At 51.8% G+C, this 25,966-nt stretch carries 28 protein-coding genes and 1 tRNA gene; 15 read left to right on the top strand and 14 right to left on the bottom strand.

Going from position 1 to position 25,966, the window contains the following annotated elements:
• The first annotated feature begins 54 nt into the window (after positions 1-54).
• The 3 genes from purM to AB6B37_RS05090 all read left to right on the top strand — a co-directional run bounded on the left by purM (position 55) and on the right by AB6B37_RS05090 (position 3,262).
• Entirely contained in the window at positions 55-1,083 is a 1,029-nt protein-coding gene (gene purM / locus AB6B37_RS05100; RefSeq protein WP_371397815.1) for a phosphoribosylformylglycinamidine cyclo-ligase, read from the top strand.
• Positions 1,083-1,676: a phosphoribosylglycinamide formyltransferase gene (gene purN, locus AB6B37_RS05095; protein WP_371397814.1), complete on the top strand. Its 594-nt coding sequence runs from the start codon at positions 1,083-1,085 to the stop codon at positions 1,674-1,676. Before purM ends, purN begins: the two co-directional genes overlap by 1 nt.
• A 104-nt stretch (positions 1,677-1,780) precedes the next feature.
• On the top strand, positions 1,781-3,262 hold the full coding sequence (locus AB6B37_RS05090) for a Tad domain-containing protein (protein WP_371397813.1): 1,482 nt from the start codon (positions 1,781-1,783) through the stop codon (positions 3,260-3,262).
• A 73-nt stretch (positions 3,263-3,335) separates the two neighbouring features.
• Here AB6B37_RS05090 and ndk read toward each other — a convergent pair whose 3' ends face one another.
• The gene (gene ndk, locus AB6B37_RS05085; protein ID WP_371397812.1) at positions 3,336-3,758 is read right to left on the bottom strand and encodes a nucleoside-diphosphate kinase; all 423 of its coding nucleotides are present in this window, start codon (positions 3,756-3,758) and stop codon (positions 3,336-3,338) included.
• Between the two features lie 91 nt (positions 3,759-3,849).
• Here ndk and AB6B37_RS05080 point away from each other — a divergent pair, with 91 nt between their 5' ends.
• Complete coding sequence (locus tag AB6B37_RS05080; RefSeq protein ID WP_371397811.1) at positions 3,850-5,739, top strand: ABC-F family ATP-binding cassette domain-containing protein; 1,890 nt, start codon at positions 3,850-3,852, stop codon at positions 5,737-5,739.
• Positions 5,740-5,788: 49 nt separating this feature from the next.
• Positions 5,789-6,637, top strand: coding sequence for a hypothetical protein (locus AB6B37_RS05075; RefSeq protein WP_371397810.1), 849 nt, complete (start codon positions 5,789-5,791; stop codon positions 6,635-6,637).
• Here AB6B37_RS05075 and AB6B37_RS05070 read toward each other — a convergent pair.
• The 5 genes from AB6B37_RS05070 to AB6B37_RS05050 form a co-directional block, all read right to left on the bottom strand.
• The gene (locus tag AB6B37_RS05070; protein ID WP_371397809.1) at positions 6,634-7,119 is read right to left on the bottom strand and encodes a hypothetical protein; all 486 of its coding nucleotides are present in this window, start codon (positions 7,117-7,119) and stop codon (positions 6,634-6,636) included. The genes AB6B37_RS05075 and AB6B37_RS05070 overlap by 4 nt on opposite strands.
• 61 nt (positions 7,120-7,180) lie before the next feature.
• Positions 7,181-8,386 (bottom strand): acyl-CoA dehydrogenase, encoded by a 1,206-nt coding sequence (locus AB6B37_RS05065; protein WP_371397808.1) that lies wholly within the window; start codon positions 8,384-8,386, stop codon positions 7,181-7,183.
• A gap of 12 nt (positions 8,387-8,398) precedes the next feature.
• On the bottom strand, positions 8,399-9,436 hold the full coding sequence (locus AB6B37_RS05060; protein ID WP_371397807.1) for an ACP S-malonyltransferase: 1,038 nt from the start codon (positions 9,434-9,436) through the stop codon (positions 8,399-8,401).
• Positions 9,426-11,570, bottom strand: coding sequence for a thiamine pyrophosphate-dependent enzyme (locus AB6B37_RS05055; protein ID WP_371397806.1), 2,145 nt, complete (start codon positions 11,568-11,570; stop codon positions 9,426-9,428). The genes AB6B37_RS05060 and AB6B37_RS05055 overlap by 11 nt, the downstream gene beginning before the upstream one ends.
• A 21-nt stretch (positions 11,571-11,591) precedes the next feature.
• Positions 11,592-12,671, bottom strand: a complete 1,080-nt coding sequence (locus tag AB6B37_RS05050) for an arginine N-succinyltransferase (RefSeq protein ID WP_371397805.1) — start codon at positions 12,669-12,671, stop codon at positions 11,592-11,594.
• Positions 12,672-12,827: 156 nt separating this feature from the next.
• Between AB6B37_RS05050 and AB6B37_RS05045 the strand changes: the two genes are divergently transcribed.
• A complete protein-coding gene (locus AB6B37_RS05045) occupies positions 12,828-13,259 on the top strand; it encodes an Lrp/AsnC family transcriptional regulator (RefSeq protein ID WP_371397804.1) in 432 nt (143 codons plus the stop codon).
• 103 nt (positions 13,260-13,362) lie between these two features.
• Positions 13,363-14,058 (top strand): YceI family protein, encoded by a 696-nt coding sequence (locus AB6B37_RS05040; protein WP_371397803.1) that lies wholly within the window; start codon positions 13,363-13,365, stop codon positions 14,056-14,058.
• A 46-nt stretch (positions 14,059-14,104) separates the two neighbouring features.
• Here the strand turns inward: AB6B37_RS05040 and AB6B37_RS05035 are convergent.
• A tRNA-Arg gene (locus AB6B37_RS05035) sits at positions 14,105-14,181 on the bottom strand.
• Between the two features lie 102 nt (positions 14,182-14,283).
• On the opposite strand from AB6B37_RS05035, the gene AB6B37_RS05030 reads away from it, so the two are divergent.
• Positions 14,284-15,150 carry a thermonuclease family protein gene (locus AB6B37_RS05030; protein WP_371397802.1) on the top strand — a complete coding sequence of 289 codons (867 nt, stop codon included), beginning with the start codon at positions 14,284-14,286 and terminating at the stop codon, positions 15,148-15,150.
• 93 nt (positions 15,151-15,243) lie between these two features.
• On the opposite strand, the gene AB6B37_RS05025 is transcribed toward AB6B37_RS05030, so the two are convergent.
• Together AB6B37_RS05025 and AB6B37_RS05020 are read right to left on the bottom strand one after the other, a co-directional pair.
• Positions 15,244-15,456: a cold-shock protein gene (locus tag AB6B37_RS05025; RefSeq protein WP_371398413.1), complete on the bottom strand. Its 213-nt coding sequence runs from the start codon at positions 15,454-15,456 to the stop codon at positions 15,244-15,246.
• Positions 15,457-15,687: 231 nt separating this feature from the next.
• Positions 15,688-16,623 (bottom strand): hypothetical protein, encoded by a 936-nt coding sequence (locus tag AB6B37_RS05020; RefSeq protein ID WP_371397801.1) that lies wholly within the window; start codon positions 16,621-16,623, stop codon positions 15,688-15,690.
• A gap of 132 nt (positions 16,624-16,755) precedes the next feature.
• On the opposite strand from AB6B37_RS05020, the gene AB6B37_RS05015 reads away from it, so the two are divergent.
• Positions 16,756-17,082 carry a SemiSWEET family sugar transporter gene (locus tag AB6B37_RS05015; RefSeq protein WP_371397800.1) on the top strand — a complete coding sequence of 109 codons (327 nt, stop codon included), beginning with the start codon at positions 16,756-16,758 and terminating at the stop codon, positions 17,080-17,082.
• A gap of 10 nt (positions 17,083-17,092) precedes the next feature.
• Here the strand turns inward: AB6B37_RS05015 and AB6B37_RS05010 are convergent, their stop codons facing one another.
• From AB6B37_RS05010 to AB6B37_RS04990, 5 genes are all read right to left on the bottom strand, one after another.
• On the bottom strand, positions 17,093-17,617 hold the full coding sequence (locus AB6B37_RS05010; protein WP_371397799.1) for a gamma carbonic anhydrase family protein: 525 nt from the start codon (positions 17,615-17,617) through the stop codon (positions 17,093-17,095).
• A gap of 1 nt (position 17,618) precedes the next feature.
• Positions 17,619-17,831: a DUF3126 family protein gene (locus AB6B37_RS05005; RefSeq protein WP_371397798.1), complete on the bottom strand. Its 213-nt coding sequence runs from the start codon at positions 17,829-17,831 to the stop codon at positions 17,619-17,621.
• Between the two features lie 30 nt (positions 17,832-17,861).
• Positions 17,862-18,665 carry a serine O-acetyltransferase gene (cysE, locus tag AB6B37_RS05000; RefSeq protein WP_371397797.1) on the bottom strand — a complete coding sequence of 268 codons (804 nt, stop codon included), beginning with the start codon at positions 18,663-18,665 and terminating at the stop codon, positions 17,862-17,864.
• A 104-nt stretch (positions 18,666-18,769) separates the two neighbouring features.
• Positions 18,770-19,228 (bottom strand): preQ(1) synthase, encoded by a 459-nt coding sequence (gene queF / locus AB6B37_RS04995; protein WP_371397796.1) that lies wholly within the window; start codon positions 19,226-19,228, stop codon positions 18,770-18,772.
• A gap of 10 nt (positions 19,229-19,238) precedes the next feature.
• Positions 19,239-20,450 (bottom strand): acyltransferase family protein, encoded by a 1,212-nt coding sequence (locus tag AB6B37_RS04990; RefSeq protein WP_371397795.1) that lies wholly within the window; start codon positions 20,448-20,450, stop codon positions 19,239-19,241.
• Between the two features lie 104 nt (positions 20,451-20,554).
• On the opposite strand from AB6B37_RS04990, the gene AB6B37_RS04985 reads away from it, so the two are divergent.
• From AB6B37_RS04985 to AB6B37_RS04960, 6 genes are read left to right on the top strand one after another with little or no spacing between them, the layout of a single operon-like run.
• Positions 20,555-21,661, top strand: coding sequence for an S-(hydroxymethyl)glutathione dehydrogenase/class III alcohol dehydrogenase (locus AB6B37_RS04985; RefSeq protein WP_371397794.1), 1,107 nt, complete (start codon positions 20,555-20,557; stop codon positions 21,659-21,661).
• Between the two features lie 2 nt (positions 21,662-21,663).
• The gene (locus tag AB6B37_RS04980; protein WP_371397793.1) at positions 21,664-22,080 is read left to right on the top strand and encodes a hypothetical protein; all 417 of its coding nucleotides are present in this window, start codon (positions 21,664-21,666) and stop codon (positions 22,078-22,080) included.
• On the top strand, positions 22,077-22,919 hold the full coding sequence (gene fghA, locus AB6B37_RS04975) for an S-formylglutathione hydrolase (RefSeq protein ID WP_371397792.1): 843 nt from the start codon (positions 22,077-22,079) through the stop codon (positions 22,917-22,919). The genes AB6B37_RS04980 and fghA overlap by 4 nt, the downstream gene beginning before the upstream one ends.
• Before the next feature lie 45 nt (positions 22,920-22,964).
• Positions 22,965-23,888: a polyprenyl synthetase family protein gene (locus tag AB6B37_RS04970; RefSeq protein ID WP_371397791.1), complete on the top strand. Its 924-nt coding sequence runs from the start codon at positions 22,965-22,967 to the stop codon at positions 23,886-23,888.
• Positions 23,888-24,874 (top strand): ABC transporter ATP-binding protein, encoded by a 987-nt coding sequence (locus AB6B37_RS04965; RefSeq protein ID WP_371397790.1) that lies wholly within the window; start codon positions 23,888-23,890, stop codon positions 24,872-24,874. Before AB6B37_RS04970 ends, AB6B37_RS04965 begins: the two co-directional genes overlap by 1 nt.
• On the top strand, positions 24,867-25,961 hold the full coding sequence (locus tag AB6B37_RS04960; RefSeq protein WP_371397789.1) for an ABC transporter permease: 1,095 nt from the start codon (positions 24,867-24,869) through the stop codon (positions 25,959-25,961). Before AB6B37_RS04965 ends, AB6B37_RS04960 begins: the two co-directional genes overlap by 8 nt.
• Positions 25,962-25,966 lie beyond the last annotated feature (5 nt).

Below are 25,966 nucleotides of genomic sequence, written 5' to 3'. Positions count from 1 at the left end.
TAGGCCATTACGCCCCCTATTAGGCATGAAAATGGCAGATTTGCGGAGAACGCAGTGACGGATAAAAAACCAACAGGACTGAGCTATGCTGACGCAGGCGTAGACATCGACAAAGGTGACCGCCTGATTGACCGCATCAAGCCCTTTGCCAAGGCGACACGCCGCGCTGGCGCAGACGCCGCGCTGGGCGGGTTTGGCGGTGCCTTTGATTTAAAAGCCGCCGGCTATAATGACCCAATCCTAATTTCTGGCACAGACGGTGTCGGCACAAAACTGCGTATTGCTATTGATAGCGGTATCCTTGGCACGGTCGGGATTGATCTGGTCGCCATGTGTGTCAACGACGTGTTGGCCCAAGGCGCGGAACCGCTGTTCTTTCTTGATTATTTCGCCACAGGAAAACTGGACACCGATAAATGCGCGGCCGTCATCAAAGGTATCGCTGAGGGTTGCAAGCAATCGGGCTGCGCGCTTATTGGCGGCGAAACGGCAGAAATGCCAGGCATGTATGAAGGCGATGATTTTGACCTCGCGGGTTTTGTTGTCGGCGCGGTCGAACGTGACGCGGTGCTGCCACGATTAGAGACGATGGGCGAAGGTGACGTGCTGATTGCTATGGGATCGTCTGGGCCGCATTCCAATGGTTATTCGCTTATCCGCAAAGTTGTGCAGCGCTCTGGTTTGTCATGGGATGACCCTGCCCCTTTTGCGAACGGGCACACCCTGGGTGAAGCGCTGCTGACCCCGACAAAACTTTACGTCAAATCTGTCCTGCCATTATTGCGCGAAGGTCAGGTCAAAGGCCTCGCCCATATCACGGGCGGCGGCTTGACTGAAAATACACCGCGTATGTTACCAGACCACTTGGTCCCAGACATTGATTTCGATAGCTTTGATCGGCCCGCCGTTTTCAAATGGTTGCAAGATGTTGGCGGCATAGCGGAAGCAGAGATGCGCCGCGCCTTTAACTGCGGCGTTGGCATGGTGTTATGTGTTCCGCGCGGTGATGAAGACGCGGTTATAAATGCCTTGCAAACCAGCGGCGAGACGGCGTGGGTTATTGGGTCGCTAAAGGCCGCGTAATGGCAAAGCCCAATGAACGCGTGAAAACGGCCGTCTTAATATCAGGGCGCGGGTCTAATATGGTCGCGCTTGTGACGGCCGCACAAGACCCGAACTACCCAGCCGATATTGCCCTTGTTATATCCAACCGTCCAAAAGCAAAGGGTCTAGGCCGCGCGCAAGAGCTGGGCGTAACGGCGATATCGATTGACCATAAAGCCTATGCGACCCGCGAAGCTTTTGAAGCTGAACTGGATAAAGCCCTGAGTGACGCCAAGATCGAGCTGATATGCTGCGCGGGCTTTATGCGCGTCTTAACGCCGTGGTTTATTAACCGCTGGGAAGGCCGCATTATAAATATCCACCCGTCGCTATTGCCCAAATATAAGGGGCTGAACACCCATGCCCGGGCGTTGGACGCCGGTGATCGCGAACATGGCTGCTCTGTGCATTGGGTAAGTGCAGAGCTAGACGGCGGCGCGGTTATTAAGCAAATGTCCATTCCTATCGACCATCGCGATACAGCAGAGAGCCTTGCAGACCGTCTTCTTCCTCTTGAGTTGGCTCTCTACCCAAAGGCTTTGGCGCAGGTCGCACGAGACATAAAAAATTAACCATAGCCCTCGGTAAGGGTTTGTTAACATCAAAGTCTAAGACCTTTTTCATTCCCAGACGATACAAGAACTCCAATGTGGGAACAGTATCTAGGGATAACACAATGACTAATTTTGATAAAATCAAGGCGTTGACAACACGCTATCGCGACGACGAAGGCGGAACGATGGCAATTGCCTATTCCGTATCATTGCTCACGATCATTATGGCTATCGGGGCCAGCTATGACCTTGCGATGGTCAGTAACGCCAATCACAAAGCGCAAAACGTAGCTGATTCAGCGGCACTGACCGCTGCTGTGTTCGTGGCCAAACACGACCGCGCCCCAGCAAGCAATACAGAAGGCTATATGGATAAAGTCTATTACGATGCGCGCGGTGAAGGTCACAAATTTTCAAAATCTGTGCACAGCTCTAATTTGCCTGGCGCGCCAAAGGTGAAGGTCGAATATGACTTTACAAATGGCTTTGCGACGGCGACTGTCGAAGGCAAGACATCACCAGCTTTCCTGCGTATTTTGGGTCGCACAGAGCTTGTTTTTAAAGAGCAGTCAAAAGTCGCTTTCCTTGAAACAGGGTATAAATCACCCGCGTCAGTCTTTGTGGCTGTTGACGGTTCTGGCTCTATGGCGTGGGATGATCGCCGTGATACAGACGATAGTGACGACGAAACGTCATCGACATCAACAACGCCCGACGCAGAGCCGCGTGTCACAGGCCTAAAGAAATCTCTCAAGGCATTTATGGCCGAGTTGGGCAATATTCCTGGTGAAACTAATCAGGTTTTGCGTACAGGCATGTATGTCTACACGCAAAATTATGAGAGCAGTCGTTCTGATACGGCGAAATGGGGTACTTTATCGACGGCTAACAACGGCAAAATTGACCGTTTATACGCCAGCGGCGGCACCAATGCCTCCAAAGCGATGAAAGAAATTCGTCAGAAAATGGCTACAGAAAATACAACACACTACAATCGTAATGGCAACAATACGCCGCTAAAGTTTGTGATTCTTATGACCGATGGGGTGAATTCTCCGACTGGCACGACCAATTGCCGTAATGAGTCGCAGCCCGCGCATAAGCATTGGGAATATAGCTATACAGAAACATGGACCAATCGCAGAGGCCAGAGACGGTCACGGACATATTCCGATAAATCTGAAAGCCGTTTCAAACCGGACAATTATTACCCTTGGGTTCAAGTTGATGTGCCAGCAAACTCGGAAACCAAATGGGTCTGTGATGATGTATCGACACATGACCAAACGACGAAAGACGAATGTGATACTCTAGCAGCTCAAGGTGCTACTATTTATACAATCGCTTACGGTCTAGAGGCTGGTTATTATCATAAGCGCGATGGCTACTTCGAGCCTTACCGCGAAGCCAATGGTTTCATTTATGACGGCTACCATATCAAATTACCAGAGACGACGCGTGACCGCGCCTATGGTGTGATGGAATATTGCGCGACAGTCGGTGGTGGTACATTCGTCCCCGCCGAAGATGCCCTGCAATTGACCGAAGCGTTCCAAACTATCGGCGAAGAAATCGTCGAAGAAGTTATCCGCATCACGAACTAACGCATGCGCATGTTCAATAAAAAAGCCCGCTTAGTCACCTAAGCGGGCTTTTTGTTATTAGCGGTACAGCAAATTAGCCGACGATTTCGTCATCAGAGAAGAAGAACGGGATTTCTTCGGCTGCTGTTTCTGGCGCGTCTGAACCGTGAACTGTGTTGGCGTCAATGCTTTGCGCAAATTCAGCACGAATTGTGCCTGCATCAGCGTCTGCTGGGTTCGTTGCACCCATGACTTCGCGGTATTTCGCGATGGCATTTTCACCCTCTAGGACTTGGACGACAACAGGACCGCTGACCATGAAGTCAACAAGGTCGTTGTAGAACGGACGCTCTTTATGGACAGCGTAGAAACCGCCCGCTTGCTCTTTGCTCATCTGGATGCGCTTTTGCGCGATGATGCGCAGGCCTGCTTCTTCGATTTTGGCGTTAACAGCCCCCGTTAGGTTGCGGGCTGTGGCGTCGGGTTTAATGATTGAAAATGTACGTTGGATAGCCATGGGAAACTCCTATGAAGGCTTTGGAATAGTAATCTTGCGGGCGGCTATAGCGGAGGCTTGACCCAATGCCAAGCCGTGATACCACCCAATCATGTTGCATATTAATGACCTGACATACCGCATCGAAGGCCGTGTCCTGTTTGATCAGGCCACGCTAGCCATAAGTGAGGGTCAAAAGGTCGGGCTTGTTGGGCGAAACGGCACGGGAAAGTCGACATTATTTAACCTCATCAAGGCATCTGTGGATGGTCATGACGACTCTATCACCATTCGGAAAGGCGCACGGTTGGGCGCAGTTGACCAAGAGGTACCGTCCGGCCCGGAAAGCCTGATTGATACTGTGCTTGCGGCTGACAAAGAACGCAGCGCACTTTTGTCTGAGGCCGAAACCGCGACTGACCCTCACCGCATTGCCTATATCCACACACGTCTGGGCGATATTGATGCCTATAGCGCAGAGGCGCGCGCCGCGATCATCCTCACGGGTCTAGGCTTTAATCCCGAAGAGCAGCTAAAACCATGTTCTGATTTTTCGGGCGGTTGGCGTATGCGGGTCGCCCTCGCCGCCATGTTATTCGCCGAACCCGATATTTTGCTGCTCGATGAACCTACAAACTATTTGGATGTCGAAGGCGCGGTCTGGTTGGAATCCCATATTAAGACCTATCCTGGTACGTGCTTCATCATCTCCCATGACCGCGATTTCCTAAACTCTGGCGTTACTCATATTGCCCATCTGCGCGAAGGAAAATTATTCGCCTATGCGGGGGGCTATGACAGTTTTGAGCGCGCATTGGCCGAACAAATCCGCCTCAACATGGCCCTGCGCGCCAAACAAGATGATGAACGCCGCCATCTTGAAAGCTTTGTCACGCGGTTTCGCGCGCAAGCCAATAAAGCCAAACAGGCCCAATCACGCGTTAAACGTCTGGCGAAGATGACACCCGTTTCAACCATAATCACCGACCCCATCGCACCGATTGATTTGCCGGGCCCAGAGCGTCACCTCTCCCCGCCTATGGTGCGGTTTGATAATGCGCAGCTTGGATATGAACCCGGCAAAGCCGTGCTACGGTCGCTTAATCAGCGTATCGCGCCTGATGACCGCATAGGATTATTGGGTAAGAACGGCGAAGGAAAATCAACATTCGCCAAAGGTATTATGGGAATTTTAAACGCCCAAGAGGGCTTTATAAAACGTCATAAAAAGATGGAAATCGGCTATTTTGCGCAGCATCAAATTGACGCGCTGAACCCAACCGAGTCCGCCTATGACCACATCCGCGAGTTGATGCCAGAGGCAACAGAGGCGCAGCGCCGCGCGCGGCTCGCCAGTTTTGGTCTGGGGCAAAAAAACTCTGAAACAGCGGCGGGTGATTTATCAGGCGGGGAAAAAGCGCGGCTCTTATTCTCCCTCATCGGCTTCCACCAACCGCATCTTTTGGTGCTGGATGAACCTGCTAATCACCTTGATATGGATAGCCGCGCGGAACTGATTAAATCGCTCAACGCCTATACGGGAGCTGTGTTGATTATATCCCATGACCGTAATTTGCTCGAATCTGTCGTGGACCGCCTTTGGGTCGTGCGCAGCGGGACAGTTGAGACCTTTGACGGATCGCTGGAAGATTACCGCCAAGAGCAGCTTGACCGTGCGCGGGCGTCGAAAAAGCCCAAAGACAAAGCCCTGCCCAAGGCGCAACAGACCCGCAAAGACGCGGCAGACGCCCGAAAACGCATCGCCCCTTTACGCAAAAAATCAGAATCTTATGAGCCAAAAATAGAGACCCTAAAAGGCAAGATAGCCGCAATTGATAAGGCGCTATCCGTTTCCGATTTGTTTACCAACAATACTGAGAAAGCTGTTACCCTTTCCCAAAATCGGGTAAATTATGAAAGGTTGATTGAAACGCTAGAAATGGAATGGCTCGAAGCCCTAGAGGCTTATGAGACTACAAAAAAAGCGGAAGGGTTGGATTAACAAAGACGATTTAATCGCGTGGGCTGCGCGTTCATTGTGGGATGAGACTATGCTCAGCAAGCCTTTTAGCCGTGCACCGATGGGTGACGTCAACGTCGACCTTATCATGGATATGATGTTGTGGTCCGTCAAAACCTACGGTCCGTGTGTCAAACCGCAAGTGCCCAACCTCTTGAAAAAGAACAATTTATTGCCGTCATGGGATGACAATGACGAAACGCCCGTGTTCCAATGGGCGATGCGAGAGTTCGAACGCATCCTCATACAAACCAATATGACGCGTTGGCGTGTGCAATTATTGCCTGACGCCGTGCTCGCTGGCCAATACGCAATTACACCGCACAACACATTACGGGCTAACGAAGCGCAAAATGCCCCATTGCCAAGCTATCATATCGATAAAATGGGTCGCCCTATCTTTTATTATGACCCGCGGGAATGCCATAGGCCTGGCTATTTACTGGGTCATATTGTGCCCAAACTCGCACAATTAAAGCTCTTTGCGGCAGAAGCTCCGCGAGAGTTTCAAAAAGAAAATTTGCCCTTACTGTTGGATGTTGTGACCTGTCATATGGGGCAAGGTCTGGCAAACATTGCTTTGATTAAGCCTCAAGATACGCGGCCCAAAGCTGGGTTTAGCTTGAAACGTCCCCCGTGTGACAGAGCCAAAGAGCGGTTATTATTTGCAACCGTCTTGGCTCTGTCCTCGCGGCGTCTATCCCCTGAACAAATCATCGCTCATTACGGACCAATATTGTCAAAGTCCCACCGCAAAGCCATCTGGCCCATATGCAAAACGATTGAGAAACAAAGTGAATTTATCAAGCTGTTGCGGGTGATGACGGATAACCGTTTTGCAGAACGCAGCCTTATAACACCGAAGCGCAAAACCGCTTAAGCGCAGCGTATGTCTTGGACGTAGCCGTCAATATCAAGCTCTATCGTCAAGCGGTCTTCAAACTCTGGGCCCAGTGATAATCGGTCGCTTATGGTGCGAATGGCGGGCGCGTATAGGCTTTGGTCGGGCAGATAATCGCGCACTTCAACCAGAAACGGATCGGGGTCAATCCCGATAACCTGCTCTATATCGGAATCCTCTAACGTAGCGGGCTTTAGGATACGTTTCCGTCCCGGTAGTCCCGGAATGTAAATCGCGCCTTCATGCTGCCCCAACAACCCTGCGTAAAGCCGAGACCGGCACGCATCCACGGGCGGAATAACAGGCGTTGGTGCGGGGCGTTGCCATTCAGGGCGCACATATTGGCCTTGGCCAGCGCGGGGCTGAAACTGCGGTTGATATACACCGCCAGGCCTTTGCGCGCAGGACGCCAAAGTGGACAGAGCCGCAACCGCAGCGAAAAGGGGCACAATCCGAATCATGCTCTTACCCTAACAGCAATTGTTAATAAATCTGAAATCAAAAGCGGCGTGAAATACAGCTCTAAAAAAACGCTTGAATACCTGTTTGGGCACGACCCAATATCAAGGCGTGAATATCATGGGTGCCTTCATAAGTGTTGACCGTTTCCAAATTCATGGCGTGGCGCAACACGTGATATTCCTCTGAAATGCCGTTACCGCCGTGAATATCACGCGCAACACGGGCAATATCGAGCGCTTTGCCGCAATTATTACGCTTCATGAGAGAGATACTCTCTGGACTATAGGCGCCCTGATCCAGCGCACGACCCAGCGCGAGAGAGCCGTGAAGGCCCAGCGTGATTTCGGTTTGCATATCGGCCAGTTTTTTCTGCACCAGCTGCGTCGCCGCAATCGGTTTGCCAAAAACAATGCGTTCCATGGCGTAATCGCGCGCGGCGTGCCAGCAAAATTCTGCCGCGCCCATCGCGCCCCAGCTAATCCCGTAGCGAGCCTTGTTTAGGCATGAGAACGGTCCGCGCAGGCCTTTGACATTCGGCAAAAGGTTTTCTTCGGGCACAAAACAATCATCGAAAGCTAGCTCGCCCGTAATCGATGCGCGCAGGCTCTGCTTGCCTTTGATCTCTGGCGCGGTGAAACCCTTCATACCCTTTTCAATGATGAAACCACGAATGGCCCCGTCCAATTTGGCCCAAACCACGGCAATATCCGCAACAGGGGAGTTGGTAATCCACATCTTGCTGCCGTTCAGGATATAACCGCCCGGTGCCGCAACAGCATTGGTGCGCATCGCGCCCGGATCAGATCCGCCGTCCGTTTCCGTAAGGCCAAAACAACCGATATGCTCTCCCGTGGCCAGTTTCGGCAGGTATTTTGTCTTCTGCTCATCAGAGCCAAAAGCCTCAATCGGGTACATCACGAGCGAGCTTTGCACGGACATCATAGAGCGGTAACCGCTATCCACACGTTCAACCTCGCGCGCGACAAGACCGTAAACCACATGAGAAGCACCAATACCGCCGTATTGCTCGTCAACCATCGCGCCCAGCAAGCCAAGCTCGCCCATTTCCGTGAAAATCTCACGGTCAAAGCGTTCTTCGCGGTTCGCCGAAATAACGCGCGGCATGAGCTTATCCGTGCAATAGGCGCGCGCCATGTCGCGGATCATGCGCTCTTCCTCGGTCAATTGCTCTTCAAGAAACAGCGGATCTTCCCAACGATGTGTTAGGGGCTCTGATGTATCGTTATGTAAATGTGTGACGGCCATGCGGGGCTCCTTTTAGGATGTTATTACCAGATTGCGGTTTTCTTCGCGACCCATAGACAGAATTATGGGTGCGTCTTTTTGACGGTTCTGAAAATCAGTTTTGCCAGACAGCCCGCGCCAATTCTTAGCAATCAAGCTTTGCGCAACAGGGGCACCCATAGTGCCGCCAGGGCCAAGCACGATGAAAACATCAGGCGCAAATTCATGGGCGGCGTTTTGCACGGCGCGCGAAAAATCATAGGTCGAATTAATTTGCGCGCCTAATGTGTAATTATAAAGCGCGTCAATATCTGTGCTGTGTAGTGCCCAAATATTGCCCTGCCCGTCAATCATTGGAAAGCGCGGAGACTTAAATAAGTCACGGCTGAATGTGTCTTGAGCCATGGGGATAATATGGTCGAGTTTAGAGCTGTGAAAGGCGCTATGCCCGCGGAGTTGAAAGGGAAAGTTTCCGCCGCGCGGCAGCGATGATAGCAAATGTTTTATCCCGCGATCACCGCCTGCAAAAACATGCATACCACCCAGATGGATAGAGGTTTCAATCGACACATCGCCAATCATCGACAGCGCGTCATCGACGTGTTTTTGCTTAGATCTATCGGGCCGCCAATCATCATCAACGACACTGTAAACAACCTGTCCACCTTGGCCGTGCTCCGTCATAATACGGCCCATACCATTGACCAATCGCGCGCCGTCTTCCAGTGATATTGCACCTGAAACAGCCAGCGATAAATACCAACCCATGCTATTACCAGTCACACCAACAATGTCGTATAAGTCTCTGTTAATACTGAAATAATCAGCCAGCGCGCAGGCATAAATCAAGAGTGATGCATTATCACCCGTGCCGTGAGTGGAGGGCGAGAACTTGGCCATAGCGTCAAGCTTTGAAATCGCCTCTTGCCCAGCATCAGCGCGCACGCGGTCTATCATATCAATGAAGGCCGCTTTGTCTGAATGATAGCGGCTTAGATAGCCAATTTCATCCGCATTATAGGTTCCGCGACCCGGACAAATAATGACAGCTGTTTGTTTTTTATGTCCCACAAAGCGCCTCCGCTGCGGCTTTAATATCATCAACCGACGGCATCACAGCATAGGCTGCATTGCCCAGCGGGATAAAGCTATCATGGCCTGTCACACGCGCCATGGGTGCGGTGATACCGTGCTCAATTAATTGCGCCATTATTTCTTCTGATAGACTACCCGAACGACGGCATTCATCAACGATGAGGATATGTTTGCAAAGTTTAACAGCCTGCAAAATCGCGTTCATCGGCAGCGGCGCAAGCCAGCGGATATCAATAATGCGTGTTTTCATTCCCAAGTCTTTGTCCGCTTGTCGTGACAAATAATAGCCATTGCCATAGGTTAGGATGGCAAGCTCTGTCCCCTCGCCGTATTGGCCGACTTCGCCAAATTTGATGACCTCATCATCGTGGGGCGGCACATATGTGCCTGTCCACGCTTTGTCGCCGTCATGAATATCGGTCGTGCCGTAAAGCGCAATGGGTTCCAGAAAGACACAAACGCGCCGCTCAACATGAGCAAGGCGCGTAACCTCTCGCAGCATTTTACGCGCGTCATCGGCACCACTTGGACAGGCCACAATCAGCCCGGGAATATCACGCAGTACCGTCACACTATTATCATTATGGAAATGCCCGCCAAAGCCGCGTTGGTAGCCCAGCCCCGCGATGCGAATAACCATAGGGTTCGTGAATTGTCCGTTGGAGAAAAACGACAGGGTCGCCGCCTCCCCTCTGATTTGATCTTCAGCATTATGGAGATAGGCCAGAAACTGAATTTCGGGGATAGGCAGAAAGCCGTTTTGCGCGGCACCAATCGCCATACCAAGGATGGTTTGTTCATCCAAAAGCGTGTCCTGCACGCGTTTCGCGCCAAAGGTCTTCAGTAGATCAAGCGTGACCCCGTAAACACCGCCCTTGCGCGCCACATCTTCGCCAAAGACGAAGGCCTTATCATAGGTCAGCATGACCTCGGCCAAGGTTTTATTGAGCATCTTATTAAGCGGAATTTGCCGCCCGTCGCGGTTTAGTCCAATGCTCGCAAGCGCGTCTTTGGACGGGAGGTCTGGCATCGGTTTGTGAACGCCGTCCGCAATCGGGGCCATAATGGCCTCCGCTGTCTCCAACTTTGGCCGCGTGAAAACATCGGCCGCGACACGGTCAATACGGGCGCGCATAGCGTGATAGGCCCCTAGCATGTCTTTGGTGCTCATTATGCCAGACTTCACGACATGGGCCGCCGTTTTAAGCAACGGATCCCCCGCTTCGCGGGTTTCTATGTCGGGCAGTGATGTATATTTGGCTTCAATATCCGCGCCCGCATGACCCATCAGGCGCACAGTTTTCATATGAAGGAACACAGGCCGTCGCCGCGCACGCGCATAATTGACCGCCGCCTTTGCGCCGCGCATAGCGTCCGCAATATCGGTCCCGTCACACGCAATATAATGCAGCCCGGGACGGCGCGAATAATTAGCCGCAATCCATCCCTTTGGCGTGCGCACAGAAATGCCAATGTCATTATCTTCACAGACAAAAACAAGCGGCATGGGAGAGCCTTGGTAAGCGGCCCAAGCCGCCGCATTTATCGCGCCTTGCGCCGTCGAGTGATTAGAAGACGCATCCCCAAATGTGCAGAGTATGACGCTATCAGACGGCATATCGCCCTGCCCTAAACAAAGGCTATGCGCCGCGCCAACGGCTTTGGGCAGATGGGACGCAATTGTGCTGGTTTGTGGCGGCGTCATAATATCCAGCCCACCCAGCACCTTGTGGCGTCCGCCCGATACGGGATCATCAGAGCTGGCCGCAAAGGACAATATCATATCATAAAGCGGGGTAGACCCCGTGACCGCTTTGCGGCGCTGAATACAAAAGGCAGCGTCGCGGTAATGCAAAAACGCCATATCAGAATTACGCGACGCCAGTGCCAGCGCCAGCGTTCCGTCATGGCCCGAACTGCCGATAGAATAAAAGGTCTGCCCTTTTGTGCGGCGCGCCATCAAATCAAGGTGACGGTTCATAATCTGCGTATCCAGCACATCGGCAAGCATAGCGTCACTCATATCGGGGGCGACCCCGACAGCGGGTAATGTCCCCGTTTCCAAGGCGGCGATAAAGGCCTCATCAATGGCTTTGGCGCGGTCAAACATAGCTATCTCTCGTTTAGGCGCTTACGCCTTGGCCTTGGTATTGACTTGTGCCTGCACAGGGCTGGGCGTGTTTTGCGCTTTGCGGCGCGGCGGTTCGCCCTGCCAATAGGTCACGGTATCGCCAACCTCTGCGTCCAGGACAGGCAACGCATAAGGCGCAATGAACAGACCTGTTTCCAAGGCCGCCGCAGGGGCAACAACGGCCCGAAAATCAGACACTGACCCCGCGGTAATCAGGGCCGTGCGCGCGTTAATCGCATCGGTTGCGCCGACGATTTGCTCTGTCTTAGACGCCATAATCGTGCGGATTGTATCGCGGTGGGCCGCCATAATCGGCCCCCCGTCAAACAGGTCCACCGTGCCAGAGAAAATAAACCCTTCGCTTTGCAAGAGGCGCATCGCCCCAATACCGCTGGGGTGGGGTTGGCCAAGCGACGCTTTTACACCCACGGGCATATTATAAACACTGACCGCGCCCAGCGGCACAATCTCGCCGAGTGTGTCGGGATTACGGTCAAAATATTCTGCGTCCGCCTCTAGGAAAGTTTTATCAAGCTTATAGGCAAAGAGATGATCATAAAGCGGGCTGCCCTCTGTGCCGCAAATACCGCGTAGTTCTGCCACAACCGTTTCGCCAAAGCGCCACGGCTCATGCGCCATAAGCAGATACCGCACCTTGGTCAGGTAACGCCCTAAACCACTATCGCGGTAATCAGGATGTAAAAACAGAGAACCGACTTCGGTTGCGCCTGTAAAGCGTGATGACGCCTTCAACACTTGGCTCTCGCCGTCACCGAATAAATCAAAATTGATAAAGGGGCTATCTTGGCCAATTTGGGTTTTAACAGCCGCACAGCCTATGAGCCGGTCATGCGCCACGTCAATCATAACCATGAGATATTTATGCGGGGATTCAATCGGCAATATACCTGCAAAGCTATCGATTGAGCCTTTGATATATTTCTTCAGAAAATCTTTGCGCGGTTGCAGGCTCGACAGGCCACCCGATGAACACAATATCAAAGCGAGCAAAGCGTCCAAATCATCCATCGCCACGGGACGGATAAGATAGGCTTGGTCAATCTCGCCGTGTTTTGTCATGTGCTCTGACCCCTTTTACGGCCTATCTAAAGCCCTTATTCGCACCAGAATGACAGAGTTTTTCTGCTTCGGGCAGTGACATTATGCGCAAAATCGTGTATATTTTTAGGCGAAATGATGTCTTTTATCGACATAGTGTTATGAAAGCGAGCCGACATGCGCCTGACATTTAAAGACCAACAATTGCTCGGCGCGCTTCGCGGTAATGCACGGGCCACGACGACCGACCTTGCCAAGACACTCGGCGTGTCGCGATCAACCCTGCAAAAACGGCTAGAACGGCTCGAGACTGAAGGGGTTATCGCGGGCTATACGGTGCAACTGACCTCTGAATATCTGGACCAAGAGATTAAAGCCCATGTCACCATCACCGTCGAGCCGCGCGCCACTGACGCCATTATTAAAGCAATGAAAGCACTCGATTCTGTACGTTCAATTTATTCAGTATCAGGCCCTTATGACCTTATCGTTGAAGTCGCCGCCATGTCGGTGACAGAGCTTGACCGCGTGATTGATACCATCATCGCGATTGAGGGCGTGGAGCGCACCGTCAGCAGTGTTATCCTGTCTACGCGTCTAAAGCGTTAGTCGGAACAACGAACGATACCATTATCACGACATTGCTATGCGACTCTTTGTCAAGTCGTGCGTATATAGTTTCAATAAGACATCTTAAAAAGGAGCCTCCCTCATGAAACTCGCTACGATTATTCCGTCTATCGCCACTATTGCCCTACTCAGCGCTTGCGGGGCACAAGTGGACGCCGCCGCTGACGCTACGAAAAACGCCGCTGATAAAGCCACAAATGTCGCCAGCGATATGGCGTCCAAGGCTGCTGATGCGGTCACCCCCGGCCCGGATATTTCAACGCTTCCCGCAGGTATTTACAAGTCTGAAAACACTCATGCCTATGTCGCGTTTTCTTATGTCCACCAAGGCTATTCAAAGCCGATTTTGATGTGGGATAAATTTGACGCAACCGTTAATTTAAACGCGGATAGCCCTGAAAGCTCCTCTGTGGACGTGACGATTGATGCGGCCTCTATCGACGGCGGGTCTGATATTTGGAACGACCACCTTATGTCCGAAGATTGGTTTGATGCCGCGAACCATCCGACTATCACTTTCAAAAGCACAGATGTCGCCCAGTCCATTTTGGGCAATGGAACGTTGACAGGTGACTTGACTATCAAAGGCGTCACCCATCCCGTCACCTTGGACGTAAAATTAAACAAAGTTGGCGAACATTTTCGCTCCAAAAAACCAATGTTTGGCATTTCCGCCACGGGCACATTACAGCGCGCCGATTTTGGTATGGATAAATACCTAGCAACAGGTGCGGATGTTGATTTGATGCTAGAGATAGAGTTCCAAAAAGAGGACTAATCGCCTGATTTAAAAAGATTACCTGTGGCCGCCAGAGAGTTTTAGCTGGCGGCCCCGGGTGGATTCGAACCACCGGCCTACAGATTAGGAATCTGTTGCTCTATCCGACTGAGCTACGGGACCACGGTTTATCTTAGCGTTGCGAGTATGAGGCGACAAGGCTCCGGACGGGTCTGGATGGGGGGCGACTCGACCTTGGCGTGATTTTAGTGCAGTTTAACCCCTATGAGCGCAACGCCACCCTTATCAAAGCTAAAGATTGCTCGTTTTTCAGGACGATGGGCGCGGCGCATGGCGGCACTTGCGGGGGCTTTGTTTATTGGCGCGGCTGGCACGGCGATGAAGACACCGCCGCTAATCGCGGGTGAAATTGGCATGATGAGTTCCGTTGTAGACGGTGACACATTGTTTTTAGCCAATGGTTTGAAAGTTCGCCTATCGGCGATACAGGCCCCAAAATTACCGCTGGGGCGAAAGGGGTTTAAGGCCTGGCCCTTAGGCGAAGACGCAAAGGCCGCCCTCACCCAACTTACACAAAATAGGCGCGTTCAGCTTTATTACGGCGGGGAGCAGCGCGACCGTTACGGCCGCGCGCTGGCGCAGATTTTTACGCTGACCCCCACGGGCGAGCGGGATTTGTGGGTGCAAGAGGAAATGATAAAGCGCGGGCTAGCCCGTGTTTATACATGGCCTGACACCTATCAAAACTCAGATATTTTATATAAGGCCGAGCGTGATGCACGCGCGAGTAACCGCGGCATCTGGGCGCTGGATTATTACAAAGTCCGCAGCCCCGACCCCAACGCACTCGCCCAAGACGTGGACAGCTTTCAAATAATAGAGGGCATTGTAACATCCGTCGCCGATGTGCGCGGGCGTATCTATTTAAACTTTGGCGCCGATTACAAAACCGATTTCACGGTCGCGATTGCCAAACGAAACAGAAAGCGCTTTGCCAAAGAAGGCCTTGATCCGTTATCTTTAGAAGGCGCGCGGGTACGGGTGCGCGGCTGGGTCGAGTTGACCAATGGCCCGATGATATGGCTCGATACGGCGACGCGATTAGAGGTACTGGACGGTCAAGAGAGCTAGTCATAGACCTTTAGGTCACAAAAAACCCGCCCCCAAAGAGGACGGGTTTTCTAAGTCAAGGCGCTGATAAATCAGCCCCATCAGCAAAGCTGACTAGTCAGCCATGTTGATGTTTTCAACGGCTGTTTTACCAGTGCGCTCATTCACGGCTGTGTCGAAAGAGACTTTGTCACCTTCGTTCAAGCCTTGTAGGCCACCGCGTTGTAGCGCAGAAATGTGTACAAACACATCGTCGCCACCGGCATCTGGTTGAATAAAGCCGAAGCCTTTTGTGGAATTAAAGAACTTAACTGTTCCTGTTTTCATATCTGACATGGTATTTTCCTTTCACGTCAATTGTACCCCATTCAACGCGAATAGGGCGGTAGTCGATCAAGGGTATAATACTCAGAGTGGCAGTATAAGCTGCGAGCCGGGTCGTCTGGCCGTAATCGATAGCTGTCATATGGGCGCGCACGTCCCACAAAGCAAGTGAATGTTTTATGATAACGCAGGACATTACGCCGCCCTTATTTCAGATTTCTAATCGCCATTGTCCTATAACCATTTCTGAATAAGCATCTTATAGGTCTTTGTGCCGTGCTGATGGGCGGCTTGTGCGGGCCAAAGGTTATCATCCACGACGCTTTGGTCGAACACGCCCGGTAGCGCCTGTCCTGCTTGTGCTTGACCATAGCGCAAACCCGAATTGGCCGCCTCATCGAAATAGTGCTCAATCAGGCCTTTATCCAAAGTCCAATCCCACAATTTCAGATTCCAAGGCTCATATACATCAAATACATAAGCGCGTGAGCCCCACATAAAAGGCGCGATATCGAGCGTATTGTGCACGCGCCAGTTAACTGCCCTCGTGAAGCGGTGATTGAAGTAATAATTGAAAACATGGCCGCCCGGACTTAACCCTGCAAAGGTGAAAGGTATCATATTGGTAATAACCGCGCCCTTGTTCAGGACATAGTTCAAATAAAGCATCATTGCGGGTGTCAGCGTCCCGCCAAGGCTATGCCCCATGATATATAAAAGCGGATAGTTTTGGTTTTGCAAAAACCTCACAAGGGTTCGCCCCGTCGTGTCATCCGTCATTGATAACAGCTCTTTCAGCCCCCGATGCGTGCCTTTGGCAATTGGAATATTAGGCACGAAATGCGAATTTATACCCGGCATTTTAAAGAGGTTCTCACCCTTGCCGACATCGAAATCCTCTTCGAGCCAAGAATACAGACTATACATATCCGTGCCCCGGATAACGAGGTAAAGGTGGTTGGTTGCGGGGTCTTTGGCCACAAACATGGCCGAATAAGCAATGCCAACAGCGTCGTATAAAACATTAGGTCCCCAAACCACGTCAAAGCCTGTATTGGATTTGACCTTTGCCTTAATTGCATTTTTATCGTCATAAGCAATCGTACAAAGATCAATCGCCCGTAATGCGAAGTTTTTATATCCTGAATTAATTTCGTCACAAATATCCATAATGCGCCCCTATCTGGGCACACAGGCGGATTTATCTTAACCTTGCGCCCGCACACAATTTATCACAGTTAAAAAACAATAGGCAATCGGGTGAAAACCCTAAGAATATAATCCAAGATGTGAGCCACCATTATGACCCCTATCGACCTTATCGGCTACGCCGCCGCTTTTCTGACCAGCGCGTCTTTTGTCCCGCAAGCGGTCCTTGTGATACGGACACGGCGCACGGGCGGCATTTCGCTTTTAATGTATTCGATGTTCGTCACAGGTGTCGCGCTGTGGCTCGTCTACGGCATTAAGCAAGGCGCGCTACCCCTTATCGCCGCCAATAGCGTGACGCTGGCACTGGCCACAACAATCTTGTTTATCGCTGCGCAAGAACGCTGGAAACGACGGGGAACGTTAAAGGCAAGAGCGCCAGGCGTAGCGTTGACAAAAGATCAAAACCCGGATTTGTGAGGGGGTCTCCCTAATCGACCTTCTTCAACCCCGCCTTAAAGCGCTGGGCGTTTTTGACGTAGATGTCGGCGCTCATGCCGAGCATGGCGATTTGCGCGTCATTAAGCTCTTTGACGACCTTGCCGGGCGCGCCCATGACCATGGAACCGTCAGGGATGACTTTGCCTTCGGTAATCAGCGCATGCGCGCCAATGATGCAGTTATCACCAATGACCGCACCGTTTAGGATAGTCGCACCAATCCCGATAAGGCTATTATTGCCAATTGTGCAGCCGTGAAGCATCACGCGGTGACCCACGGTCACCCCTTCGCCGATGTTCAGCGGAGTACCGGGGTCCGAGTGCAAAACGGAATTATCTTGGATGTTGCTGTTTTTGCCGATGACAATCGTCTCATTATCGCCGCGCACCACCGCGCCGAACCAGACGGAACTGCCCGCCGCCATATCGACATTACCGACCACAGAGGCGCTATCCGCGACCCAACAATCATCGGCCATTTTGGGCGTGGTTCCGTCGAGCGCGTAGACAGCCATGCTAACCCTCTAGGTCTTGGGCAATGATGGAGATATTTAAATCATAAGAAATATCATCGGGATCTTCATCGTCGATATACAAAAGGCCGAGGATTTCATCATTGAGGTAAACCTCGACACTGTCTTGGACTTTGCGGGGCTTGATTGTGATGGCTTCCGTGCCAAAGCGCGCACAAAGATAGTTACGCACTGATGTGATTTGTTCGGGTGTCATGGGTCTCTCCTGACGTGAATTATAATGATATTAAAAGTTTTGATCCATGCTGCTGGCGGGATTGCCGCAACAGGGGCCGCCGACAGGTTTGGCGGGAACGCCCGCAACGGTGCAATTGTCCTCGACAGCCTTTAGAACAACAGAGCCTGCCGCAACCTTCGCGCCGTCACCAATTTTGATATTACCAAGCACAGATGCGCCAGCGCCGATAAGGACACGGTCACCAATTTTGGGGTGGCGGTCTTCATCTGACTTGCCAGTCCCGCCGAGCGTGACACCTTGCAGGATAGAGCAGTCATTGCCAATAACAGCCGTTTCGCCCATGACAAAGCCTGTCGCGTGGTCCAGCATGATACCGTGACCAATGCGGGCGGCGGGGTTGATATCAACACCAAGTTTCTCTGACGCGCGGTTTTGGAAATGAAAGGCGAGCAAATCACGACCTTCATTATAAAGCGCGTGGGCGCAGCGGTGGGTTTGTATGGCCATATAGCCTTTGAAAAACATAAAGGCTTGTAGATGTGAATGACACGCCGGATCGCGTTCAAACACCGCCATTAAGTCTTTGGCGGCTTGTTCTACGATGCGGGGGTCGCTCTCAATAGCTTCGGCCAAGACACGGCGCGTTTTTAGCGTTGAAAATTCCGTCGTCGCGAGTTTTTCAGACAGGTGGTTAACCAGCGCCCCGCCGAGGCTTTCCTGCTCTAATATTGTTGCATGCAGCAGTGAGGACAGCGCAGGTTCTTTGGTCGCATAGGTCGCCGCTTCGCGTTTTAGCTCTGACCAGACGCATGACCCGTTATCTGTATCGGTTGCGAGATTTAACTTGGGCATGGCGGTATCCGTATCGACTGCATTGTTTTAAGATAGGGGCAAGGTCGCGGCGTTACAAGAAATTATCCCCGCCAAAAACCGTATGCACTGGTCATCTGGCAGGATTATCCACGCCCGCGGTAAGGCGGAACGCCCTGGTCAGGTATCCAAACACCTTTGGGCGCCTCACCAAATTGATAAAATACATCAATCGGAATACCGCCGCGCGGATACCAATAACCGCCAATCCGTAACCATTGCGGCGAAATTTCTTTCACCAAACGCTGGCCGATGCCTGTGGTGCAGGCTTCGTGAAAATCGCCATGATTACGGTAAGACCCCAGAAATAGCTTGAAGGCTTTGCTTTCGACAATCCAATCATCCGGCACGTAATCCACAACCAAATGGGCAAAGTCTGGCTGTCCCGTCACGGGGCAGATGCTAGTGAACTCAGGCGCGACAAGGCGCACCATATAGGGCTCGTCACACGGGTTTTTCACGCGCTCTAATACCGCCTCATCTGGCGACGTCGGAAGACCCTTCATCTGGCCTAATTGATCAAGTTTATCGTATCGTGTGCTCATGGGCGGGCGCTTAGCCTGTCTGGCGCGCAGACGCAAGCTTGGGACGGGTAAAGATGTGGTTAATTAGCCGCGCACCCGGGCGCTCAATGTAAATCACCGAGAGATGCGCGCAGCCAATCACAACTAATAAATAAGGCAGTATATAGAGATCACCCCAGACCGCTGTGTCATGCCAGCCGGCTCCGAAAATGCGGCTCAACGCGCGTCCGCCAAACATATCAAAAACAATCGCGATAATGACGTGAATCATATAAACAGAATAAGAAATTTTCGCGAGATAACCAAAGACGGGCCGCATCATTAGGCGCGAAATAAAGCCTTTGTCTTGTGCAAAAACCACAACAAATAAAAGCGCAACAGGCCCGACAAGGAACTGCATTTTCCCGCCGCAATACCCAACAAATAGCAGATAAATAAGCAGCGCCGCACACTCGAGTATATTTGTATAACTCATTGAATTTACTGAATTTAAAGATTTGTCTTTTATCACAATGCCGTAAATTCTCGCCCCAATGACGCCTGTGAAGAACCCAGCAAGGCAGCGCCAAAATGCAAGGTCATGGGTGATATCCATATTGGGTTTTTGTGATGCCAAAAAAACATAGAGCCCTGCGACTCCTGCCCCAATTAATCCAAAGTGGAAGGCCCGCTTTGGCGGCGCCCAAATCAGCATGGCAATGAACACAAAATAGGCAAAGAACTCAACACTAATCGTCCAGCTTGGCGGGTTGAATGTCAGGCTATCATGCAGCCCCATGGCTTGGGTCAGGGTCAGGTTTGATAAAAGGCTCCAGATGTTCTCTGGCGCGCCCGCCGCGAACGGTAAAACCTCGCCAGCTTCTTGCGTCGATAAGCCAATTTTATGCGCTAATATCCGCGCCAAAGCAAAAGCAAGGAACATCATCGTCATGACAAAATGGATGGGATAAAGCCGAGCGATACGCTTGACCATAAAGGCCCGACCAGCGCCCACGTCATGGATTTTATCGCCGTAAAGCCGGAACATTAAAAAGCCCGAAAATACAAAAAACAAATCAATTAAAACGGTGCCCTGATCCATGAAAGGCGTATTGTTAAACCAGCTTTCCCACGGTGTGTGATAGACAGCCACCAACAAAGCCAGCACGCCCCTGAAACCATCAAGCGCACCAAAATACTCCCCGTGGTTATAGGGTGAAGCAGGCTTAGATCCCTGCCCGTTCTGTGCAACAGTTTGCGTCATAGGCCGCATGAATAACAAAAAGCTTGAAAAATAAGATTAACAGCCAGCCCGATACAGCCTAGGGATAGACGTAAGACACATCACGTTAATGCGAGGACATCATCATGAAATCACGCGCCGCCGTCGCCTTTGAAGCTGGAAAACCGCTAGAAATTGTCGAGATTGATGTTGACGGCCCCAAAGCGGGCGAAGTCCTGATCGAGATTAAGGCTACAGGCATATGCCACACAGATGCCTTCACGCTCTCTGGCGATGACCCCGAAGGGGCCTTCCCCGCTGTGCTGGGCCATGAAGGGGCAGGCATTGTGCGAGAGGTCGGCGCGGGCGTGACATCCGTTGTTCCCGGCGACCACGTTATCCCGCTTTATACGGCTGAATGCCGCGAATGTGACTATTGCCTGCATCCCAAAACCAACCTCTGCCAATCTGTGCGCGCCACCCAAGGCAAAGGCGTCATGCCAAACGGCGAGAGCCGCTTTAGCTATAAGGGTGAAAAAATCCTGCATTATATGGGCTGCTCGACATTTTCTAATTACACAGTGTTGCCCGAGGTCTCTGTAGCGAAAATCCGCAAAGACGCACCCTTTGATATGGCCTGTTATATCGGCTGCGGTGTCACAACAGGCGTTGGCGCGGTGATTTACACGGCCAAGGTGGAGCCAAATACGCGCTGCGTAGTGTTCGGCCTCGGCGGCATTGGCCTGAACGTTATTCAGGGCTTGAAAATGGTCGGGTGCAAGCAAATCGTCGGCGTTGACCTCAACCCCGCCCGCGAAGCCATGGCGCGCAAATTTGGTATGACGGATTTCGTCAACCCCAAAGATGTATCCGACCTAACAGGGCACAATGTCGAGATTACAGGCGGCGGCGCGGATTACACATTTGAATGTATCGGCAATGTCGACGTTATGCGCGTCGCGCTAGAGACGTGCCACAAAGGCTGGGGCGAGAGTATTATCATCGGCGTCGCGGGCGCAGGTAAGGAAATCAGCACCCGTCCGTTCCAACTCGTTACCGGGCGAAGCTGGCGCGGCACAGCCTTTGGCGGCGCGCGCGGCCGCACCGATGTGCCCTCTATCGTGGACATGTATATGGATGGCCGCATCCAAATCGACCCGCTGATTACCCATAAAATGGGCATAGAGGATATCAATAAAGCCTTTGATCTGATGCACGCGGGGGAGAGTATCAGAAGCGTGGTGGAGTTTTAAAGTTGATTGACCGCGAAGCAAGAAATCAATTCATTGTGCTTTTAAAGCAGTTTTACACTGGGAAAATCACAAACTTTGCATATGAGGATGCCATTCCCGAAACGGAGGACGATGCCGTGTTTGCAATTCATAACAACGTCATCTGGCCCTTATACAGTGACTTTAAGAAACAGAAAATACGCAAGGCAACACAAAACACTTGGCTTTTGAGAGAGGATATAAAAAGAAGTATTTTGCTTTTACAATCAGATGAGCCCTACAAATTTATTCTCTCGCCCTCGTGGTTAAGTAAAATTTTCCTTAGATTAAAAGGTGAAACCGATAGAAGCTCACAGTATGACACCTTATATTTTCCGTTTTGCTCATATGAACATCTCCAACATACGGCTAAAGCCAAGGAAAGATTAGGCACAAAATGACCCCCACCCCTATCTCCCACAATAAAATGTTTGGCGGCGTTCAGGCGACTTATAAGCACCGCTCTGACGCGTGTGATTGCGATATGAAAGTGGCGGTATTCACGCCAGACGGCGTCTCGACGGACACTGGAGACGCCCCCGTCTTGATTTGGTTGTCGGGGCTGACCTGTGACACTACAAATTTTCAGACCAAAGCGGGGGCGCAGCGTGTGGCGGCAGAGCTTGGCATTGTGCTAGTTATGCCTGACACATCGCCGCGCGGCGATGATGTGCCCGATACAGAGGACCGCTATGATTTTGGCAAAGGCGCAGGCTTTTATCTGGACGCGACTGCGAAGCCGTGGGCGAAGCACTATAATATGGAAAGTTATATCCGAGACGAGCTAACCGCGTGGATATCAGAAACCCTACCCGTTGACATCGACCGTATGGGCATTTTTGGCCATAGTATGGGCGGGCACGGCGCGCTGACACTGCATTTGAAAAACCCCAAATTGTTCAAAACATGCTCTGCCTTCTCGCCTATTGTCGCGCCGAGTCAAGTCGCCTGGGGCCGCGGTGCGTTTGAGGGCTATTTGGGCAAAGACGAAACAAAATGGGCAGATTATGACGCGACAGAGCTTCTTATGCGCGGCACAACCGACACAAATATCCTGATTGACCAAGGCACAGATGATCAATTCCTCTCGGAGCATTTGCGGACAGATATTTTCACCGCGGCTTGCGAAAAAATGGGTCAAGACCACACAATCCGCATGCAAGCAGGCTATGATCACAGCTATTTCTTTATCGCGACATTTATTGAGGATCACCTGCGGCATCACGCGACCAGATTATAGGCGCTTACCCCTTTGCGAAATGATAGCCCTATGCCAAAAGAGAGCATGGATTCTTCGCCCACACCCATTCGCTCAACTGTTGATAGACACGCGCACAACATTAGAGCGATAAAAGCCGCGCGCGCCAGCATTGAGACACGGCTCAAAGATATTATTCCGTCGGCGCAGACTTGGCCTGTGCAGTTACATGCTGCGCAACGTCATGCCCTGTTGTCGCCGGGAAAGCGGTTTCGGCCTTTGCTGTGTGTCTTTGTCGCCAAAGGCGCAGGCTTTGAGGGTACGGCGGCAACTTATGTGGGGTGCGTATCAGAAATGGTGCATGCGGCCTCACTGATTTTGGATGACTTGCCCTGTATGGATGACGCAGCGCTGCGCCGTAATCAACCAACAACCCATATTGCCTTTGACGAAAGCACGGCGATTTTAACGGCGACCGCACTGCTCAACCGTGCCTTTGGTGTATTGGCACAACTACCCGATGTCAGCGCAGAACGGCGGATAGAGCTTGTCGATTTGCTATCTTATGCCGTGGGTTCAAAAGGATTGATCGCCGGACAAATTGCTGATTTATCCAACACAGACACCAGCGCGAGTGTCGCGGAAATTGAACGGCTGAATACGTTAAAGACAGGCGCATTATTTGATTTCGCGATTGAAGGCGCAGCGATAATTGCGGGCGTGTCCGCCAGTCAACGCGGCGCATTGAAAGATTTTTCGCATCATCTTGGGCTTGCCTTTCAACTGCTTGATGATGTCAAAGACACAGTGATGAGCGATGCAGAGGCGGAAAAATCCGTGGGCCGCGATACGGGCAAAGCAACCATTTTAGCCCTCACCGGATCAGAGGCCGCAATGGAACGACTAAGTGGATATATCACCGCCGCCAAAGAGGCACTGGGCCGCGCTAAACTGTCCAATAGCGACACATTAGACGCCGTGTTAGACGCACAATTTGCGTTTTTAAAGTAATGCCAACAGCCGCAAAAGTCGCCGCGTTACAATCCCATAACGTCAGTGTGGATTACAAAAATTTTCGCGCACTTGAAGGTTTAAATGTTACCGTCAATCCCGGCGAAATAATTGGCGTTATTGGCCCTAACGGTGCTGGAAAAACGACATTTATCAAGGCTTTATGCGGTCATATTAATCTAAGCGGTGGTCACTTCACGATTGCAGATAAGCGCCTGAAAAACGGCCAGAACCGTCAACAATTAATTGGCCTTGTTCCCCAAGATATCGGGCTATACCCGCATATGACGGCGCGCGAAAACCTGACTGTCTTTGCGCAGATGATGGGTATTAAAGGCCTCAAGACCCGTAAAGAGATTGTCAGCGCTGCGCTGCATGACGTTGATTTAATGGACAAACAGGACACATTAGTCAGCGCCCTATCTGGCGGGATGAAGCGCCGTATTAATGTCGCCGCCGCTATCATGCACAACCCGAAAATCCTCATCTTAGACGAGCCGACGGCGGGCGTTGACATTCCCGCGCGCGATAGTCTTCACCGCCTTGCGCGCAGTATCGCAACGTCGGGAAAGGCTGTCCTATTAATTACCCATGAATTGGAACAGGCCGAGGCGATATGTGACAAGCTGTTGATTTTGGCGGGTGGCCAGACCCTCGCCTTTGACACGCCCGCCAATATTATGGCGCAAAATTTCAGCACATCACGCGAAGTCGTTGTGCGTTTCTCAAGCCCACCTGACGCGCCAACTATCCATGCGCTAAAGCCGTTTAATTTTTCCCAAGGCGACACAGCGACAGAGTGGTCAACGTTGACCAATGCATCCGAGGTGTCATTCGTTTCTGCCTTCATGGCGAGCCTACGCGGGGGTAATGATATCGTGCGGGAAATAAGCGTGCGCCGCCCTGGCCTCACCCATTTATTACATTCGGTCGAGCGCACAGGACGACTGCCCAAACAGCCTTCATCAGAGAGCCGCAATGATTAGGGCCATTTTCAAAATCATGGGCTTGCGCCTCTGGCGGGACAAGGGCGCGCTGGTGCTGGCCTTTGTGCTGCCGGGATTTATTTTCGCCATTTTCGCGGCGATTTTTGCCAATGCATCGGGCGGTGATTTGGACTTGCGCGCCAGTATGGCCGTGACAAGCCAAGCCCCCGCAACACAGCTGCTGGCGAGCGATCTACAAAAATCGAATGATTTCACACTGACTTTTAATGACGATTGGACGCTTTCCGACATACGCGAGCGGGTTCGGTTGGGCCAAGATGACGTTGGGCTGGTTTTGGCAGGTGATATTGCCGACCCGTCCGCACCCGCCATTGTGATCGTATCAGAACCTAGCCGCGATATTGCCGCCACCGTCCTTAAAGGCCAAATCAGGCAGCGCCTAGCCGACCAAAGCGGTCAATCGATGCCCGCGATATTTACTGATATTTCCGCGCTTGATAGCGATGATGACCTTAGCGTCGCGGATCAATCCGTGACTTATTATATCGGCGCAACGGCAGTCTTATTCCTATTATTCTCTGCCATGCAAGGCGCAGGCCTGTCGCTGGATGAGCGTAAAACGGGTATTACCCAGCGTTTGCTGCTCGGCCCTATTGGAACGCTATCGATGCTAACGGGCAAGTTCTTATTTCTTAGCCTCATAGGCTTTATCCAAGCGGCGATAATTTGCGGCGTGGCAGCGGTGTTCTTTGACGTGCCTGTAACCGACCACCTGCCCGGCCTTGCGGTCGCCTGTTTGGGCGCGGCGGCGCTGTCCAGTGGACTGGCGCTACTGGTCGCAAGCCTATGCGGCTCTGCGGCGCAAATGCATACGGTATCAACGTTTTTAGTGCTGCTGTTCTCTGCCGTGGGCGGGTCCATGGTGCCGCGTTTCATGATGCCTGATTGGCTACAGAACCTTGGTCAGTTCACACCCAATTCTTATGTTATTGATGCGGTCTACGGCATTTTGGCACGGGGACAGAGCATGGCGGATTTGCTACCTGTGTGGTATGTTTTATTCGGCGGGGCCTTAGTCGCGCTGATTTTGGCGGCGGGCATTTCACATATGATGCGCCGCGCTTAAGGATT

It is taken from the genome of Fretibacter rubidus (assembly GCF_041429785.1).
GTDB classification, from domain to species: Bacteria; Pseudomonadota; Alphaproteobacteria; order Caulobacterales; family Maricaulaceae; genus Fretibacter; species Fretibacter rubidus.
Note: the sequence above shows the minus strand (reverse complement) of the source record. Positions and strands in the feature narration are given on the sequence as shown.

Coding starts and splice junctions, on each gene's coding strand:
- AB6B37_RS05005 (WP_371397798.1), bottom strand. CDS start 17,831: ATGACACCCGAACAAATCACATCAGTGCGTAACTATCTTTGTGCGCGC.
- AB6B37_RS05055 (WP_371397806.1), bottom strand. CDS start 11,570: ATGTTTGACCGCGCCAAAGCCATTGATGAGGCCTTTATCGCCGCCTTG.
- AB6B37_RS05075 (WP_371397810.1), top strand. CDS start 5,789: ATGCTCAGCAAGCCTTTTAGCCGTGCACCGATGGGTGACGTCAACGTC.
- AB6B37_RS05025 (WP_371398413.1), bottom strand. CDS start 15,456: ATGAAAACAGGAACAGTTAAGTTCTTTAATTCCACAAAAGGCTTCGGC.
- AB6B37_RS04985 (WP_371397794.1), top strand. CDS start 20,555: ATGAAATCACGCGCCGCCGTCGCCTTTGAAGCTGGAAAACCGCTAGAA.
- fghA (WP_371397792.1), top strand. CDS start 22,077: ATGACCCCCACCCCTATCTCCCACAATAAAATGTTTGGCGGCGTTCAG.
- purN (WP_371397814.1), top strand. CDS start 1,083: ATGGCAAAGCCCAATGAACGCGTGAAAACGGCCGTCTTAATATCAGGG.
- AB6B37_RS05015 (WP_371397800.1), top strand. CDS start 16,756: ATGACCCCTATCGACCTTATCGGCTACGCCGCCGCTTTTCTGACCAGC.
- AB6B37_RS04960 (WP_371397789.1), top strand. CDS start 24,867: ATGATTAGGGCCATTTTCAAAATCATGGGCTTGCGCCTCTGGCGGGAC.
- AB6B37_RS05040 (WP_371397803.1), top strand. CDS start 13,363: ATGAAACTCGCTACGATTATTCCGTCTATCGCCACTATTGCCCTACTC.
- AB6B37_RS05050 (WP_371397805.1), bottom strand. CDS start 12,671: ATGACAAAACACGGCGAGATTGACCAAGCCTATCTTATCCGTCCCGTG.
- AB6B37_RS05080 (WP_371397811.1), top strand. CDS start 3,850: ATGTTGCATATTAATGACCTGACATACCGCATCGAAGGCCGTGTCCTG.
- cysE (WP_371397797.1), bottom strand. CDS start 18,665: ATGCCCAAGTTAAATCTCGCAACCGATACAGATAACGGGTCATGCGTC.
- AB6B37_RS04965 (WP_371397790.1), top strand. CDS start 23,888: ATGCCAACAGCCGCAAAAGTCGCCGCGTTACAATCCCATAACGTCAGT.
- queF (WP_371397796.1), bottom strand. CDS start 19,228: ATGAGCACACGATACGATAAACTTGATCAATTAGGCCAGATGAAGGGT.
- AB6B37_RS05090 (WP_371397813.1), top strand. CDS start 1,781: ATGACTAATTTTGATAAAATCAAGGCGTTGACAACACGCTATCGCGAC.
- AB6B37_RS04990 (WP_371397795.1), bottom strand. CDS start 20,450: ATGACGCAAACTGTTGCACAGAACGGGCAGGGATCTAAGCCTGCTTCA.
- AB6B37_RS04970 (WP_371397791.1), top strand. CDS start 22,965: ATGGATTCTTCGCCCACACCCATTCGCTCAACTGTTGATAGACACGCG.
- ndk (WP_371397812.1), bottom strand. CDS start 3,758: ATGGCTATCCAACGTACATTTTCAATCATTAAACCCGACGCCACAGCC.
- AB6B37_RS05045 (WP_371397804.1), top strand. CDS start 12,828: ATGCGCCTGACATTTAAAGACCAACAATTGCTCGGCGCGCTTCGCGGT.
- AB6B37_RS05020 (WP_371397801.1), bottom strand. CDS start 16,623: ATGGATATTTGTGACGAAATTAATTCAGGATATAAAAACTTCGCATTA.
- AB6B37_RS05065 (WP_371397808.1), bottom strand. CDS start 8,386: ATGGCCGTCACACATTTACATAACGATACATCAGAGCCCCTAACACAT.
- AB6B37_RS05070 (WP_371397809.1), bottom strand. CDS start 7,119: ATGATTCGGATTGTGCCCCTTTTCGCTGCGGTTGCGGCTCTGTCCACT.
- AB6B37_RS05010 (WP_371397799.1), bottom strand. CDS start 17,617: ATGGCTGTCTACGCGCTCGACGGAACCACGCCCAAAATGGCCGATGAT.
- AB6B37_RS05030 (WP_371397802.1), top strand. CDS start 14,284: ATGAGCGCAACGCCACCCTTATCAAAGCTAAAGATTGCTCGTTTTTCA.